Origin of the sequence: Polynucleobacter sp. P1-05-14 (assembly GCF_018881675.1) — a bacterium.
GTDB lineage: Bacteria > Pseudomonadota > Gammaproteobacteria > Burkholderiales > Burkholderiaceae > Polynucleobacter.
In genome coordinates this window covers 26,405-42,830 of the sequence record NZ_JACVPV010000017.1, presented here as the reverse complement: position 1 = coordinate 42,830, position 16,426 = coordinate 26,405, and the positions used below count along the sequence as shown (strand labels likewise).

The window sequence follows — 16,426 nt, the reverse complement described above, 5'->3', positions numbered from 1 at the left end:
ACCTAAGTTAGCCCAGATCTGCTCAGTAATTGCCTTTTTCTTCGAGCAATGAAGTTGGATAAAAATCGTGCATATGCCATAGCGGCCCCGGACCTTCGCCAATACTCAAGAAGCGTCCCGCCTCTAAACCTGCCTCTATATAGGCAATCGCCTTAGCAACGGCATGAGCTAGATCATGACCATCAGCTAGATAGGTAGCAATGGCAGATGCTAAAGAACATCCAGTGCCGTGCGTATTTACCGTATTGACACGATAGTGTTTGAATTCTTTTGATTGCACAACTTCAAGACCGTCTTCCATGGAGCGCCACATTAAGTAATCGGTAATTTGAGTGTGCGTGCTATCCAAGTGTCCGCCCTTGATGAGGACTGCTTGTGGGCCCATCTCGAGTAATTCTTCGGCAGCCAATTTGAAATCATTTGGACCGCTTATTTCACGACCAAGTAGTAATGAAGCTTCATCTAGATTGGGCGTAACCAGTGTTGCAATCGGAAACAAGTCAGCAATCATGGCTTGAGCGGTATCGTCGCCACCTAAGCTTGCACCAGAAGTAGCGCGCAAAACAGGATCTAGAACAATCCGCTTAACGCCGTGTTTGCGTAACGATTTAGCAACTGTGCGGACTATTTCTGGGCTGGCCAACATACCGATTTTGACTATATCGGCGCCAATATCCATTAAAACAGCGTCGATCTGGGCTTCAACCACATCAAGATCTACATCCTGAATACGCGTTACACCCAAGGTATTTTGGGCGGTAATTGCCGTAATGACTGACATGCCGTAGCCACCAAGGGCGGTGATCGCCTTGAGGTCGGCCTGGAGCCCCGCCCCACCGCCGCTATCGGACCCAGCAATGGTCAGTACTTTGGGGATCTGCACAGAAGTGGGAAGAAGTGATTTCATCTTGCTATAATATCGGCTTATTCCTCGATAGCTCAGTCGGTAGAGCGCCGGACTGTTAATCCGTAGGTCCCTGGTTCGAGCCCAGGTCGAGGAGCCAAATAAGTAAAGCCCCTAGAGCAATCTAGGGGCTTTTTCTTTTGTAGTACGGGTAAGGCAACCCGCTTAGATCAAGCCCTTCTTGCGTAAATTGGCCAGGCGATTATTAAGAGTCTTAATAGTCAGGAGATTATATTTATCGCCATCTTTCCAAGCGCTGCCTTTCCATTCGATGCCTTCTGCTGTGACATTAGCAAAAGGCTCTTTACCTTCTTTTGCATAGCCTTCTAAGATGGCGATCAGTGCCGCCCGATCATCGGATCCACCAGCATCTTTAACCGCATCCAAAATGGGTTTGGTGATGGTATCGCCATAGGTAACCTTGGTATCCATATGATTTGGGGCTGCTGGTTCTTCGAAGATGTACTCATGTGGCCACTCAAAGACATTTCTGGCGGAATTTTTAACTGCCTCAGGACTCACTGCACCGCTCTCAGGATTCTTTGGATCAGTTGGTAGACTTAGACCTAAAATCCAAGCTTCAAATTCAGCAATGCGGCTGTAGCGCTTTTCTTCGCTATCGCGCTTTTGCTCTTCTTGTGAGAGCAGCAAAGTCACCCATGCCCAGGCAATATCTTTGGGTATTGCAAACTCTTGAGCCAAAATACCGCTGGCTTTTTTTAGGATAGGTTTGGATGTGAGTTTTGACATTGCATTCTTTCTGGATTCGTTCTACTTTTTTAGTAAGCGCCTTCAATTTAGGGTGAAAAGTCAAAGGGAAGGCTCCCCCTTTCATTTTGACAATGCTCTCCACATCCCCCGAAGGATACTCTTCATTTACCATCGTTTTATTGCAAGGCTGGAATTAATCCAGTTCTAGCAAGCTCCTGGGATGGCTAGAGGGTGACAATCTTTTTTTAATAGACAGTACTAATGGGTATTAGATATGATTAATCCATCAACTGTCCAGGGATGAGTCTCACATGAAAAATCCATTTATTATTCTCGCCGCCGCCGCATTGATCTCATCATCAGCAGTCCTTGCATCTGATGACTCACCGGCAGTTACTAAAGTTACTCCATACAAACCTGGCATCACGATGACAAAATCAGTTCAGGCCGGAATCTCTCCTGATGACGCAATGAATATCCTTAAAGCAGGCAATGAACGTTTTGTTTCCGGAAAACCATTGAGCAGAAACCAAAAGACTCTGGTCACTCAAACCGCTTTAGGGCAATACCCTTTAGCTCATGTTATTGCATGCATGGACTCTAGAAGTGGGCCTGAAGTTGTTTTTGATATGAGCACCGGAGATATATTTTCCAACAGGGTTGCTGGCAATGTGATTAACGATGACATTTTAGGTGGCTTAGAGTATGGCTCTAAAGTGGTTGGCACTCCACTCATCGTAGTGCTAGGTCGCACCAGCTGTGGCGCTATTAAGGGTGCCTGTGATGGAGTGAAACTAGGCAACCTAACTCAATTGCTTGAAAAAATTCAGCCCGCCGTTCAAATGTCAAAAACACCGGGGGAGCGTAATGGTAAGAACTACAAATTTGTGAACGAAGTTACTGAGCTAAATATTGATGATTCAGTCAATGAGATACGCACTAAGAGTCCAATTCTTGCGGATCTTGAAAAACAAGGAAAAGTCAAAATCGTTGGCGCCTTGTATGACACCTCTACTGGCAGAGTATCTTGGCGGTAATTTAAACCACTAAAGCACTACCCCCCCATCTAAGGCAAGCAATTAAAGCCTCCGATAGGAGGTCGGCACCAAGTGCCTAAGGGCACTAAAATAGAGTCCATGACTAAGATTCCTGAACTTCTCGCCCCAGCCGGCAGCCTTTCCATGCTGCGTACCGCCTTTGATTTTGGTGCCGACGCTATCTATGCCGGACAGCCTCGCTATTCACTCCGGGTTCGTAATAACGACTTCGGCAAGATTGAGGTTCTCAAGCAAGGCATCGATACTGCGCATGAACTGGGCAAGAAGTTTTATTTGGTTTCTAACTTATTGCCCCATGGCGGTAAGACGCGCACTTACATTAAAGATATGGATCCAGTCATTGCATTGAAGCCAGATGCTTTAATCATGTCTGATCCTGGCCTCATCATGATGGCTCGTGAAGCTTGGCCAGATATGCCAATTCATTTATCAGTACAAGCCAATACTGTGAATGGTGCTTCTGCTAAGTTTTGGCGATCAGTTGGCATCAGTCGTGTGATTTTGTCCCGCGAACTTTCCTTTGATGAAATCGAAGAGGTTCGTCAAGACTGTCCTGAGATGGAGCTTGAAGTATTTGTTCATGGCGCTCTCTGTATTGCCTACTCAGGTCGCTGCTTGTTATCTGGCTATATGTCTCATCGAGATTCCAATCAAGGTGCCTGTACCAATGCTTGCCGCTGGGATTACAAGGTGAAACCTGGGCAACAAAATACTAGCGGTGATGTGGTGCTGCTTCAGGAAGCACGTCGACCTGATGACTTAATGCCGATGGAAGAAGATGAGCATGGCACCTACATCATGAACTCCAAAGATCTGCGTGCCGTTGAACATATTGAGCGCCTGACCAAGATGGGCGTTGACTCCTTTAAGATCGAAGGTCGCACCAAATCACCTTATTACGTTTCGCGTACCGTGCAATCCTATAGAGCGGCAATTAATGATGCTGTTCAAGGCAAGCCATTTAATACCGCCTTGTTAGGTCAATTAGAAGGTTTAGCTAATCGTGGTTATACGGATGGCTTTTATGAGCGTCACCATGACAAAGAGTACCAACTCTATATGCGTGGCCACTCTTTATCAGGACGTAGCTTGTACGTTGGTGAAACGCTGGAGATCGATGCTGCTACCGGCCGAGTTAAGGTAGATGTCAAGAATCGTTTTTCTGTTGGTGACAAAATTGAAATCATTGAACCAAACGGAAACGCAGATGTTGTATTGACTGAGATGTGGAATATGAAGGGTGAATCAATTGATGTGGCCCCTGGATCGGGTCACTTTGTTTGGCTAAAAATCCCGATGACTACTAAACATGCTTTTATTGCACGCTATACCCAAGAGCCAGCACCAGCTGAAGTAGCTACCTCCAGCTCTTGCTCCACTTGCGGCGATTAATACACCCCAATCTTCTGAATAAAGATTTTCATGACTAACAGCGCCAAAAACCTTACAAATAAAACAGGCTTGAAAATCAAGTTTGAGGAGGAAATAAAAAAAGCGTTTGCTTTATCAATTTACTTTGGCACTTGGTTCTGCGCGATTGCCTTTATGGCTGCAACCGCTCTTGAGGAGCACCCCATTCCCCTATCTCTTTTTGGGTTTGCGTTGATTAAAGCTGCTTTATCGGCAAAATTTATGTTGATTGCTCAGGCTGTGTATCCAGTTAAAATTGATAAACAAAACGGCATTGTTAAGTCACTCATGCTTGAGTCGCTGATTTATCTAGTGGTAGTTGTGGCGCTAAATTATCTTGAGGCTGGAGTTCATGGACTCATTAATGGTAAAGACTTTATTGCCTCTATGGCAGCTTTTGGAAGCGGTGATCCATTAAGAGTATTGGCCATGTCAATTGTGTATTGGTTGATTGTTTGGCCTTACTTGATTTTTGTGGGCTTTAATATGGTCGTAGGCAATACTGAAACTCTTGCAGTCTTGTTTGGCTCCAAAAAATAATTGCCTTACTTGTATTGCGTGAGAATTTTTTGGCTCTGCTTGTTAGCATTCATTAGCCAAGAAGCATCCGCTCAAGAGATTGAAGCTCGCGCGTATTCGAATGCGCCTATTGGCATTAACTTTGTTTCAGGTGGAATAGCCCAGGCCAAGAGTGGTTCGTACACCCTCACTACTGAAGCAACAAGTCTGACCCGCATTATTAATGTGTTTGGACAGTCTGGCCGGATTAGCCTGCTGCTACCGTATGCCCAGCTTTCTGGAACTGGCAGTCTTGGCCCTCAAAATGTCAATGCATCTGCCGAAGGCTTATCCGATCCGGTTGTAAAGATCTCCGCCAATCTTTATGGTGCGCCAGCACTCTCGCTAGAAGAATTTAATAACTACAAACAAGATCTCATTATTGGCACCAGTCTTGCTGCATCCATCCCATGGGGTAAGTACAACAGCGAGCAAATGCTCAACGTAGGCGCCAATCGCTCTCTTATTCAGCCAGCCATCGGAGCATCCCAAGCAGTTGGTCCATGGCGTTTGGAACTGGCAGGTATGGCTACCATCTACACCAGCAATACCAGTTTTCTGGGAAGTAATACGCTCTCTCAAAATCCCATCTACTCTTCGGAAGCCCATGCGATCTATTACTTTCAGAATACGGCCTACATCTCTGCCGATGCCACCTACTTCATGGGTGGTCAGAAATATGTCAATGGCACAGCAATCAGCGGCTCACAAGAAAATTGGCGTTTTGGCAGCACTTTTTCTTACCCCATTAATAAGCGCAATTCAATCCGCCTAACTGGCAGCAAAGGTGTTTATTCCAATACCAACACTGATTACACCGCGCTGGGGATCTCTTGGCAGTACCGCTGGGGTGGCGGACTGTAGGTAAATAGGCTATTCCATCGCTACAATAAAGCCAAAGAACATTAAAAAGAGATACGAGACAATCATGAGTAATAAACCAAAAGATCCCGCAGAGAGCGGTTTACGTAAAGGCTTGACTAGCTATGGAGATAAAGGTTTCTCTTTATTTTTACGCAAAGCGTTTATTAAAGGCGCTGGGTATACCAATAGCGCATTAGATCGCCCTGTCATCGGTATTATCAATACCGGTAGCGCTTACAACCCCTGCCATGGCAATATGCCTCAGCTTTTGGAAGCGGTAAAACGCGGTGTGATGTTGGCTGGTGGTCTGCCAATGGAATTTCCGACGATTTCGATACATGAGAGTTTTGCTGCACCTACTAGCATGTACTTGCGTAATTTGATGTCTATGGACACCGAAGAAATGTTACGCGCACAACCAATGGATGCAGTCGTCATGATTGGTGGTTGCGATAAAACTGTTCCTGCACAAATGATGGGTGCCGCTTCAGCAGGCTTACCCGCCATTCAACTGATTACCGGCTCAATGCTCACCGGATCCCATCGCAGCGAACGTGTAGGCGCTTGCACTGACTGCCGTCGTTACTGGGGTAAATTCCGTGCCGGTGAAATTGATGAAGTTGAAAAAGATGAAGTCAATGATCAACTGGTAGCCAGCGTTGGCACTTGTTCAGTAATGGGAACAGCAAGCACGATGGCCTGCATCTCGGAAGCGCTGGGCATGACAGTTCCCGGTGGCGCAACTCCTCCAGCAGTCACTGCAGACCGTATCCGCGTAGCTGAAGAAACTGGTACTTGTGCTGTGAAGATGGCAAAAGAAGGTTTGACGATAGACAAGATACTCACTGCAGACGCCTTTGAAAATGCCATGCGTGTTTTGCTAGCAATTGGTGGATCAACCAATGGCATTGTTCACTTAGCTGCCATTGCTGGCCGTATGGGTCTCGAGATTGATTTAGATGCGCTTGATAAGATGGGTGATGAGACCCCTGTTTTGGTAGACTTAAAACCATCTGGTGACCACTATATGGAAAACTTCCATGATGCTGGCGGCATGACCACCTTGCTTCGTGAACTGAAGCCTCTCTTGAAGCTTGATGCAATGACTGTTTCCGGCAGAACTCTTGGTGAAGAGATTGATGCTGCTCCACCAAGCTTTAAACAAGATGTAGTACGTCCATTTGATAAACCCATTTACCCACGCGGCAGTATTGCTGTCTTGCACGGCAATCTAGCGCCTGGTGGCGCCATCATTAAACAGTCTGCTGCTAATGAAAAGCTGATGGAGCATGAAGGTCGTGCCGTAGTGTTTGAAGATGCTGCCGATTTAGCTAACCGCATCGATAGCCCAGACTTAGATGTCACTGCTGATGATATTTTGGTGCTCAAAAATATTGGGCCTAAAGGCGCTCCTGGCATGCCAGAGGCTGGCTATATTCCAATTCCGATGAAACTAGCCCGCGCTGGCGTGAAAGATATCGTGCGCATCTCTGATGGACGTATGAGCGGCACTGCTTTTGGCACGATTGTGCTGCACGTTACCCCTGAATCGGCTATTGGCGGTCCTTTAGCGCAAGTTCGCAACGGTGATCGCATTCGTTTGAGCGTTAAGAATCGAGAGATTAGCTTACTCATTTCAGATGAAGAACTGGCTCAGCGCATGAAAGACAATCCGATTACTTCTCCAACTGCTGAACGCGGTTATAAAAAGCTCTTCTTGGATACCGTGACTCAAGCAGACCAAGGTGTGGACTTTGACTTCTTAAGAGCAGCAAAGATGGTCGGCAAAACCCCCTCATCCAAATAAAAGTTTTCAATGATTAACGCCAATCTCTTGCGTAGGGGTATGAATATTTGGCCCCCATTTCTGGGTGCTGGCATTACTGTTGAGAAAATTTCTAAGGACTTTCGCCATGCTACGGTACGCCTCAAGCATGGCATATTGAACCGCAATATTGTTGGTGTTCACTTTGGTGGCAGCCTCTTTGCAATGACTGACCCCTTCTTCATGATGATGGTCTCCCAGAATCTAGGTAAGGGTTACATTATTTGGGACCAAGCGGCCAAGATTGAATTTCTGAAGCCTGGCAAAGGAAAGGTTCACGCCACTTTTGAAATTACTCAAGACCAACTAGATGAAATCATTCATGCAGCAGACTCTGGAGACAAGGTACTAAGAGACTTTGTAGCCGAGATTAAAGATCATGAAGACGATGTCGTGGCCCGCATTACCAAGACTTTATATATACGCAAGAAGATAAAGAAAAGTTAAAGAATTACTGAGCGTACGCTGGTGCATCTAGTTTACGCATCTCACCCTCAATCCAAGCCTCAACCTCTAGCTGTAATTGCTCTTCCGTCTTTCCTTGAACTGTAATCACTGGCCCAATCGAAAGCGTAATCACTCCTGGGCGCTTTAAGAAGGTGTTTCTGGGCCATAAGGCTCCAGAGTTCTGCGCCACAGGAAGAATGTCCGTATGAGTGCTGATCGCAAGGCGTACGCCGCCTTTTCTGTAGGGCTTAAATGTTCCCCGTGGGGTTCGTGTACCTTCTGGATAAATAGCAATCCAGCTACCCTCAGCCAATACTGCCTTACCTTGCTCATTGACCGCCTCTCGTGACCTCTCACGATCGCCGCGATTAATGTGAATCATTTGCAGTGAAGCCAAAGCCCAACCAAAAAATGGCACAAATAATAATTCTCGTTTGAATACAAAACAAAGCTGTCTTGGAAAAAAGGCTGGATAGATGAAGGTCTCCCATGCCGACTGATGCTTGCCCAAAAGGATCAATGGTTTTTTGGGGTCTAGAGGAATATTGTCAAAACCCTTTATTTTGATGTTGATTCCACAAAATAATAAGAGCGCTTTTTGAGTTAATTGACACCAAAACACCCCCATCTTGTAACGCGCACTTCGATCAGTAAAGGGGATGACCAGAATAATGGCGCTTGCAACAATGGTGACAGTTGTAAAACCAAATATATAAAACAGTAAGGAGCGAAGCCAAAGGATCACGATAGTATTTTTACTAATAAGGAGCTAAAAACGTATTTTAAATGATTGGCCTTAGCAAGATGGATAGGGAGATGACTTATAAATCCCTTAATTCACGTCGCAAGATTTTTCCAACGTTGGTCTTAGGTAGGTCCTTACGGAAAACAATATGTTTAGGACGCTTGTAGTTAGTGAGGTTTTCTTTACAGAATGCCAAGATAGCCTCTTCCGTTAATGATGGATCCTGTCTCACGATAAAGGCCTTAACAGCCTCACCAGAATCTTCATCAGGCACACCAATGACTGCACACTCCAAAACACCAGGCACCAAAGATAAGACCTCTTCTACCTCATTTGGATAGACGTTAAATCCGGAAACTAAGACCATATCCTTTTTGCGGTCGACAATCTTTGTAAGGCCATCCGCATTCATGATGCCGATATCGCCTGATTTGAAATAACCATCTGCAGTCATGACATTTTTGGTTTCTTCTGGTTTATTCCAGTAACCAGCCATCACCTGTGGACCCCGAATACAAATTTCACCAGGGGTGCCAAAAGGCACCTCGATGCCATCATCACCCAAAATAATTACTTCTGTACTTGGTACTGGAAAACCAATATAGCCAGTAAAGCTCTCAATCAGAGCAGAATTGACGCAAGCGACTGGGGAGGTTTCGGAGAGTCCATAGCCCTCGGCGATAGGAGCGCCAGTCATTTCTTGCCAATGGTCAGCCACTACCTTTTGCATTGCCATACCACCACCAATCGTTGCCAAAATATTCGGGAATTTCACTGTGGCAAATTCTGGCTTATGCATCAGCGCATTAAACAAGGTATTCACACCGGGAAAGATATTAATGTTTGGATGCTTCTTCAGTAACTTTATAAATCCATCAAAATCACGTGGGTTGGGAACCAATACTAATAGGCCCCCTTTGCGCATACCTAAGACTGAACAGGCCGTCAAAGCAAAGATGTGATACATCGGCAAAGCACATAAGAAAACTAACTGATCAACTTGTTTACGCTTTAATCCGGGCTCAAGCCATAGCTCAGTCTGAATGACATTCGAAAGAATGTTGCTATGTAACAGAATGGCGCCTTTTGATAAACCTGTAGTGCCCCCGGTGTATTGCAAGAAAGCAATATCGCTCAAGGAGGTATTAGGTTTGTTCCAGCGCTGACGACTGCCCTCGCTTAGAGCCGCTAAAAACGTAATATGGCCGGGGATATCCCATGCGGGAACGAGTTTTTTTACATTACGTACAACAAAATTAACTACAGCACCTTTTAAACCAATCATTTCGCCAAGTGAAGTGACGATGGTTTGCTTCAATGGTACTTCAGCAGCAATATGCTGGTAGACATGTGCAAAGTTTTCAAGAATGACTAGCGCTGATGCACCACTGTCTTTGAGTTGATGCTCTAATTCGCGAGCGGTATAGAGTGGATTGACATTGACGACTACAAACCCAGCGCGCAGAATACCGATCATTGCAATTTGGAACTGCAAAACGTTAGGCAACATAATTGCCACACGAGATCCCGGCTCTAAACCCAGGCTTTGCAAATAAGAAGCAAAATGTTTCGAATGCTGATCAAGTTCTCTGTAAGTTAAAAACTTATCAAGGTACTCACAGGCACGACGATTGGGATAGCGCTCAAAAGCTTCCTCGAACATGTCCAGTAAGGAGTTATAGCCAGAGATATCCACCTCATGAGGTACGCCCTCAGGATAGTGTTTTAGCCAAGGCTTTGCGGGATTAACCATGTAGTTATTTCCAGTCTCGATATATTTTTATTTGTAGTCAGATTGTTAAATCTGTATGACTCATTCTAAACATCATGGCACTAAATCATAAGAAAAAGCCCTCTGCTATGAGAGGGCTTATTCTTTTGAAACAGGCAAAAATTAGAAGCGATAACCAACGCCAACCAAGAAATTAAAGCCAGAACCGCCAAAACTCGCGTTTAAAGTATTTGGGCCTCCAGCAGCTGCATTAGTAAGGCCAATTGCAGCATTTTTATTCGCAAATGAGGCGTAATTGACTTCTCCAAGACCATACAAGCCACCAGTAATGATTTGCTTATATCCGAGGCCAATATTAAAGCCGCTTAAAGTGACTGTTTGATATGACACTGAGCTTCCACCGCCGTAAGGCCCAAGAGTATTTGATGCGCTGGAGCCTGATGCACCAATGGTTACGCCTGTATATCCAACCTTACCATATACCAAGCGATCTTTATCGATAGCATATCCAGGGGTAAGACTGATTGCCCATAAATTCTTAAGTTGGTAATTGATATTAACCTGAGGGAAAGCCGATCCCCCGTTTGATGTTGGATACAAGGTGCCATTTCCACTTCCAGTTGCACCAGTATAGTAAGTCAAACCCAGTCCCAGCAAATAGTCTTGATTTACCGCAAAGTTGTAACCAAGTTCTACAGCTGCAGTTGCCGTATTTAAATTACTGGCAGAAGCGGTAGTAGTCGCGTAACTAGTATTAGCAGGCATTAGGGTTGGGCCTGGAGCAAGATAGTAAAACGAGTTTGAATTTGTAACTGTGCCATTTCCAATCTTAGGCATAAATGATGCATAACCTGCCTTAACATCAACAGAAGCACCAGCCCAAGCTTGTGCAGGAGTCGATTGTGCCATGGCAGAACCTGCAGCAACGCTTGTAATTGCAAAAGCGATTGCGCTCATTTGTAATTTCTTCATGTGTCTTCCCTTGAAAATTTAATTAGTTATTTTTAAATCAACCACTACATGCGCAACGATATAGATATTTAATTCAATTTATAGCTCGGGTTTTCCCGAGATTTATTTTTGCACTGCAATATTTACTTCATTGCAAAACCACTTATCTTTACAAAAAACAATAGCGGCGAACTCAAAATGAGGATTTACGTAGTCTTTCGTAGGAATTGTATTTAAATATTATTCATGTAACATAAACGAACGATCGTATTATTTTTACAACATACCAAGGTCAAAAAGAATCCCATGAACCAAGCAAGGACTAATTTCAAGGTGCCGGAAGAGCAAACCAAAGGCTCTGCTACCAAGACTTTGATTTTGGAGGCAGCATTGGCAATTGCCAGCAGATCAGGTCTTGAAGGTTTGACCATTGGGAACTTAGCTGAAGTTGTAAAAATGAGTAAAAGTGGAGTTTTTGCTCATTTTGGTTCTCGTGAAGAGCTACAAGTTGAGGTTGTGCGCTCTTACCATCAAAAATTTCAGGAGGTTGTATTTGCACCCGCTCTTTTAAAGCCAAAAGGGTTGCCTCGATTAAATCAAATGATTGGCTCTTGGCTCAAGATGAGTAGCGGTGGCGATACCTCAAGTTGCTTTTTTATCTCTGGCGCCGCTGAATTTGATGATTGTCCTGGCATTGTTCGTGATGAACTACTACGAAGCGTTGAAATTTGGCGCGCTGCACTTCTGAGGGCAATTAAAGAAGCTATTACTGAAGGTCATCTAAAGAAATCCGTGAATGTGGAAGCCCTTCTCTTTCAGTTGTATAGCATCGCTCTAGGTGTTCATCATGATTCCCGTTTTTTAGACAACCCCAAATGTCTAGCCAATGCAAATAAGTTAATCAAAGAAATTTTAAGTAGCAATAAATCCAACTAAACAGTAAGCCAATATTCCTCTCTAACACCTTTATAGAAGAACACCATGCCTCAATACAACCCACCACTCCGTGATATTCAATTCGTTATCCATGAAATGCTCGATGCCGGCAAAGAGTTTGCCGCTCTGCCTGCATATCAAGATATTGATAAAGACACTATGAATCAGATCATCGAGGAGGCAGGCAAGTTTGCCAGTGAGATCGCCTTCCCTTTGAATCAGATTGGTGATCAAGAAGGTTGCAAGCGTCATGAAGATGGATCAGTGACAACGCCTACTGGCTTTAAGCAAGCCTATGAACAGTATATTGCCGGCGGTTGGCCTGCTCTGTCTTGTGATCCTAAATATGGTGGACAAGGATTACCCCAGCTTTTAAATACAGTACTTTATGAAACCCTCAACTCGGCCAATCAATCATGGACCATGTACCCAGGTTTATCCCATGGTGCATACGAGTGTCTGCATGCTCATGGAACTGAAGAACAGAAAAAAACTTACTTAGAAAAATTGGTGTCTGGTCAATGGACTGGCACGATGTGTTTAACTGAGCCTCATTGCGGTACCGACCTTGGCTTACTGAAAACCAAAGCTGAGCCTCAAGCCGATGGCACATACGCTATCAATGGAACCAAGATTTTTATCTCCAGTGGAGATCATGATCTAGCAGAAAATATTGTGCACCTTGTATTGGCGCGCTTACCTGACTCACCAGCTGGCAGTAAAGGCATCTCCTTATTTGCTGTTCCGAAGTTTAAGGTTGGCGCTGATGGTGCCGTTGGTGCACCTAATGCAGTGTCTTGCGGCTCCCTTGAGCATAAGATGGGTATTCATGGGAATGCCACTTGCGTTATGAACTTCGATGGCGCTATTGGCACCCTTGTGGGCGAACCGCACAAAGGCCTTAACGCAATGTTTGTGATGATGAATGCGGCGCGTTTGGGTGTTGGTATGCAAAGTCTTGGCTTAACCGAGGTGGCATATCAGAACTCTGCCGCTTATGCCAAAGAGCGTTTGCAGATGCGCAGCTTGACTGGTGCCAAAGCTCCTGAGAAAGCAGCTGATCCAATCATTGTTCATCCTGATGTACGGCGCATGCTCTTAACTCAGAGGGCTTATGCAGAAGCAGGTAGAGCCTTCTCTTACTGGGTGGCCCTCATGATTGATAAAGAACTTAATCATCCTGATGAAAAAGTTCGCAAAGAAACAGGTGAGATGGTAGCCCTACTCACCCCAATCATTAAAGCCTTCTTAACCGATAACGCATTTACTGCAACAAACGAAGGCATGCAGGTATTTGGTGGTCATGGCTATATTGCTGAATGGGGTATGGAGCAATATGTTCGTGATGCTCGTATCAATATGATTTATGAGGGCACCAACACCATTCAATCTCTTGATCTCTTAGGTAGAAAAGTTCTTGGAGATATGGGCAAGAAGCTTACCAAGTTTGGCAAAATCATCGAACAGTTCATCGAAGATGAAGGTGTGCGCAAGGAAATGCAGGAGTTTATTGATCCACTCTCTGATATCGCCGTCAAGGTAGAAAAACTCACCAAAGAGATTGGCATGAAAGCTATGATGAATCACGAAGAAGTGGGTGCTGCTGCCGTACCTTACTTACGTGTTGTGGGTCACTTGATTTACTCATACCTCTTTGCGCGGATGGCAAAAATTGCTTTAGCCAATAAGGCTAGCAAAGATCCTTTTTATGAAGCGAAATTGGCTACTGCCCGCTTCTACTTTGACAAACTCCTTCCTGAGACAGCCATGCTGATCCGTCAAGCACGTGCTGGCTCTAAATCGTTAATGGCTATGCCTGCTGATTTTTTCTGAGAGACTAAATATGAGTGATAACAAGATAATTAAGAAAGTAGCCATCCTAGGCGCTGGCGTGATGGGCGCTCAGATTGCTGCGCAATGTATTAATGTAGGGCTGCCTGTAGTGTTGTTTGATTTGCCGACGAATTCTGAAGATGGCAAACCTTCTAATAAGAATGCAATTGCCATCAAAGCGATTGAGAGTCTTAAAAAGTTAAAGCCGGCACCTTTGGGTTTATCTTCAGAAGCCAATCTAATTACTCCAGCAAATTATGAGGACGACTTAGGTCTTTTAGCGGGTTGCGACCTCATCATTGAAGCCATTGCAGAGCGTCTCGATTGGAAGCATGCTCTCTATGAAAAAGTAGCGCCACATATTCCGGCGCATGCTCTGTTTGCTACCAATACCTCAGGCCTTCCTATCGGCGAACTTGCCAAAGGTTTTTCTGGTGATCTGAAGAAGCGCTTCTGTGGCGTGCACTTCTTTAACCCACCTCGGTATATGCATTTACTAGAGCTCATTCCAGCGGCAGACACTGATCCCGCCGTATTGGATGCACTTGAAACCTTTATGACTTCCACGATGGGCAAAGGGGTTGTGCGCGCTAAGGATACCCCGAACTTTATCGGCAACCGTGTAGGTGTTTTCTCGATCCTGGCAGTGTTTGCAGAGGCACAAAAGTTTGGCCTAGGCTTTGATGAAGTTGATGCCATTACCGGCAGCAAACTTGGACGTGCTAAATCAGCTACCTTTAGAACCAGCGATGTGGTTGGCTTGGATACTATGGCCCATGTCATTAAGACCATGGAAAATGCATTACAAGGCGATTCTTTCTCCGCCCTCTTTAAAACGCCTGAGGTTCTGAGCCAGCTCATAGCAAAAGGTGCTCTAGGTCAAAAAACTAAAGCCGGCTTTTATCGCAAAGATGGTAAAAATGTTCTGGTTCTCGATGCTGCTACTGGTGAATACAAACCATCTACCGCAACGATTGAACCGCTGATTGAGCGCATTCTGAAAAAACCAATTGCAGAGCGACTTGAATTGCTACGCGAGACCGATGAACCTCAAGCTCAGTTTTTATGGGCTATCTATCGGGATATCTTCCACTACTGTGCGATTCACCTTGATGAGATTGCACAATCTGCTCGAGAAATCGACTTCGCGATGCGCTGGGGTTATGGTTGGAATTTAGGCCCCTTTGAGGACTGGCAAGCAGCTGGCGTTACGCAAGTGGCTAATTGGATTAAAGAGGATATTGATGCAGGCAAAACACTAAGCAAAGAGCCTTTGCCCGCATGGATCTTTAATGGACCAGTTGCTGATAAGCAAGCTTTCCATACGCCTGAAGGTTCATGGTCTGCATCTGAGAATAAATACATTCCCCGCTCTGCTTTGCCGGTATACCAAAAGCAAGTATTTAGGGCGCCACTGTTAGGGGATGGCTCTCCTGATCCTAAAACAGCGGGCACCACTGTTTTTGAGAACACGGACTTCCGAGCTTGGGTAGATACCAATCAGCCTGAGGTATTAATTGCCTCATTCCGCTCGAAGATGAATACCTTCAGCCCAGACGTATTAAGTGGCCTACAAAAAGCCGTTGAGATCGCAGAAGCGAACTATGCAGGATTGGTGATCTGGCAACCTACTTCATTGAAGCTAGGCACGCCTGGTGGGCCCTTTTCTGCAGGTGCTAATCTAGAAGCTGCAATGCCTATGGTCATGAAAGGCGGCCCTGCTGGAGTTGAGCCGTTCGTCAAAGAGTTTCAAGATACGATGATGAAAATCAAATACTCCCAAGTGCCTGTAGTTGCCGCAGTCTCTGGTATTGCCCTAGGGGGTGGTTGTGAATTAGTTCTCCAATCTGCGCGCAGAGTTGCTGCTATGGAAAGCTATATTGGCCTGGTGGAAGTTGGTGTTGGCTTATTACCTGCTGGTGGCGGACTTAAAGAAGCAGCCATTCGTGCGGCTCAAGGCGTTGCGCTTGCTGGGAACACCAATTATTTGGATTTTACCAAAGCCGCTTTTGAAAATGCTGCGATGGCTAAGGTTTCTTCATCAGCGCAGGAAGCGATGAAGATGGCTTACCTTCAAAAAGGCGACATTATCGTGCCAAACGTATATGAGCTGCTTGCTTTGGCACAAGATCAAGTTAAAGCAATGCACTACTCTGGATATAGACCGCCCATCAAAACCTTAATTCCGGTTGGTGGTCGTTCTGTAGCGGCAACAGTAATGGGTCAGGTAGTCAATATGCGTGATGGTGGCTTTATCTCCGAGCACGATGCGCACATCGCCAAGAAAATTATCGAGATTATTACTGGTGGTGATGTTGATGCCGGAACACTAGTTACTGAAGAGTGGTTACTCAAACTGGAGCGTCAGGCTTTTGTGGAGCTTATTGGCCACCCTAAATCCATGGAGCGAATTATGGGCATTCTCCAAACCGGCAAGCCTGTTAGAAACTAA

14 protein-coding genes and 1 tRNA gene are annotated in these 16,426 nt (G+C 45.2%); 10 read left to right on the top strand and 5 right to left on the bottom strand.

The genetic code is table 11. From position 1 onward, the window contains the following. Positions 1-22: 22 nt before the first annotated feature. The gene (gene thiD / locus ICN37_RS07755; RefSeq protein WP_215322085.1) at positions 23-907 is read right to left on the bottom strand and encodes a bifunctional hydroxymethylpyrimidine kinase/phosphomethylpyrimidine kinase; all 885 of its coding nucleotides are present in this window, start codon (positions 905-907) and stop codon (positions 23-25) included. A 21-nt stretch (positions 908-928) separates the two neighbouring features. Here thiD and ICN37_RS07750 point away from each other — a divergent pair. Next, positions 929-1,004, top strand: a tRNA-Asn gene (locus tag ICN37_RS07750). 65 nt (positions 1,005-1,069) lie between these two features. Here the strand turns inward: ICN37_RS07750 and ICN37_RS07745 are convergent. Beyond that, entirely contained in the window at positions 1,070-1,654 is a 585-nt protein-coding gene (locus ICN37_RS07745) for a hypothetical protein (RefSeq protein ID WP_216156357.1), read from the bottom strand. Positions 1,655-1,926: 272 nt separating this feature from the next. Here ICN37_RS07745 and ICN37_RS07740 point away from each other — a divergent pair, with 272 nt between their 5' ends. The 6 genes from ICN37_RS07740 to ICN37_RS07715 all read left to right on the top strand — a co-directional run bounded on the left by ICN37_RS07740 (position 1,927) and on the right by ICN37_RS07715 (position 7,777). Next, positions 1,927-2,652, top strand: a complete 726-nt coding sequence (locus ICN37_RS07740) for a carbonic anhydrase family protein (RefSeq protein WP_216156354.1) — start codon at positions 1,927-1,929, stop codon at positions 2,650-2,652. Between the two features lie 99 nt (positions 2,653-2,751). Then, a complete protein-coding gene (locus ICN37_RS07735) occupies positions 2,752-4,065 on the top strand; it encodes a U32 family peptidase (protein ID WP_216156351.1) in 1,314 nt (437 codons plus the stop codon). 30 nt (positions 4,066-4,095) lie between these two features. Beyond that, positions 4,096-4,623, top strand: coding sequence for a hypothetical protein (locus tag ICN37_RS07730; protein ID WP_216156348.1), 528 nt, complete (start codon positions 4,096-4,098; stop codon positions 4,621-4,623). A gap of 18 nt (positions 4,624-4,641) precedes the next feature. Next, positions 4,642-5,505 (top strand): transporter, encoded by an 864-nt coding sequence (locus ICN37_RS07725; RefSeq protein WP_370623827.1) that lies wholly within the window; start codon positions 4,642-4,644, stop codon positions 5,503-5,505. Positions 5,506-5,569: 64 nt separating this feature from the next. After that, the gene (locus ICN37_RS07720) at positions 5,570-7,312 is read left to right on the top strand and encodes an IlvD/Edd family dehydratase (protein WP_216156342.1); all 1,743 of its coding nucleotides are present in this window, start codon (positions 5,570-5,572) and stop codon (positions 7,310-7,312) included. Between the two features lie 9 nt (positions 7,313-7,321). Further along, positions 7,322-7,777 (top strand): DUF4442 domain-containing protein, encoded by a 456-nt coding sequence (locus tag ICN37_RS07715; RefSeq protein WP_255538492.1) that lies wholly within the window; start codon positions 7,322-7,324, stop codon positions 7,775-7,777. Between the two features lie 4 nt (positions 7,778-7,781). On the opposite strand, the gene ICN37_RS07710 is transcribed toward ICN37_RS07715, so the two are convergent. The 3 genes from ICN37_RS07710 to ICN37_RS07700 all read right to left on the bottom strand — a co-directional run bounded on the left by ICN37_RS07710 (position 7,782) and on the right by ICN37_RS07700 (position 11,226). Beyond that, positions 7,782-8,522, bottom strand: coding sequence for a lysophospholipid acyltransferase family protein (locus ICN37_RS07710; protein WP_370623826.1), 741 nt, complete (start codon positions 8,520-8,522; stop codon positions 7,782-7,784). A 76-nt stretch (positions 8,523-8,598) separates the two neighbouring features. After that, complete coding sequence (locus tag ICN37_RS07705) at positions 8,599-10,275, bottom strand: long-chain-fatty-acid--CoA ligase (RefSeq protein WP_216156339.1); 1,677 nt, start codon at positions 10,273-10,275, stop codon at positions 8,599-8,601. Positions 10,276-10,416: 141 nt separating this feature from the next. Further along, positions 10,417-11,226 (bottom strand): hypothetical protein, encoded by an 810-nt coding sequence (locus ICN37_RS07700; protein ID WP_216156336.1) that lies wholly within the window; start codon positions 11,224-11,226, stop codon positions 10,417-10,419. Positions 11,227-11,511: 285 nt separating this feature from the next. Between ICN37_RS07700 and ICN37_RS07695 the strand changes: the two genes are divergently transcribed. Genes ICN37_RS07695 through ICN37_RS07685 form a run of 3 tightly spaced genes read left to right on the top strand, consistent with a single transcriptional unit; the run spans position 11,512 to position 16,426 of the window. Further along, positions 11,512-12,141 carry a TetR/AcrR family transcriptional regulator gene (locus ICN37_RS07695; protein ID WP_216156333.1) on the top strand — a complete coding sequence of 210 codons (630 nt, stop codon included), beginning with the start codon at positions 11,512-11,514 and terminating at the stop codon, positions 12,139-12,141. 45 nt (positions 12,142-12,186) lie between these two features. Continuing rightward, on the top strand, positions 12,187-13,974 hold the full coding sequence (locus ICN37_RS07690) for an acyl-CoA dehydrogenase C-terminal domain-containing protein (protein WP_216156330.1): 1,788 nt from the start codon (positions 12,187-12,189) through the stop codon (positions 13,972-13,974). Positions 13,975-13,984: 10 nt separating this feature from the next. Continuing rightward, positions 13,985-16,426 carry a 3-hydroxyacyl-CoA dehydrogenase/enoyl-CoA hydratase family protein gene (locus ICN37_RS07685; protein WP_216156327.1) on the top strand — a complete coding sequence of 814 codons (2,442 nt, stop codon included), beginning with the start codon at positions 13,985-13,987 and terminating at the stop codon, positions 16,424-16,426.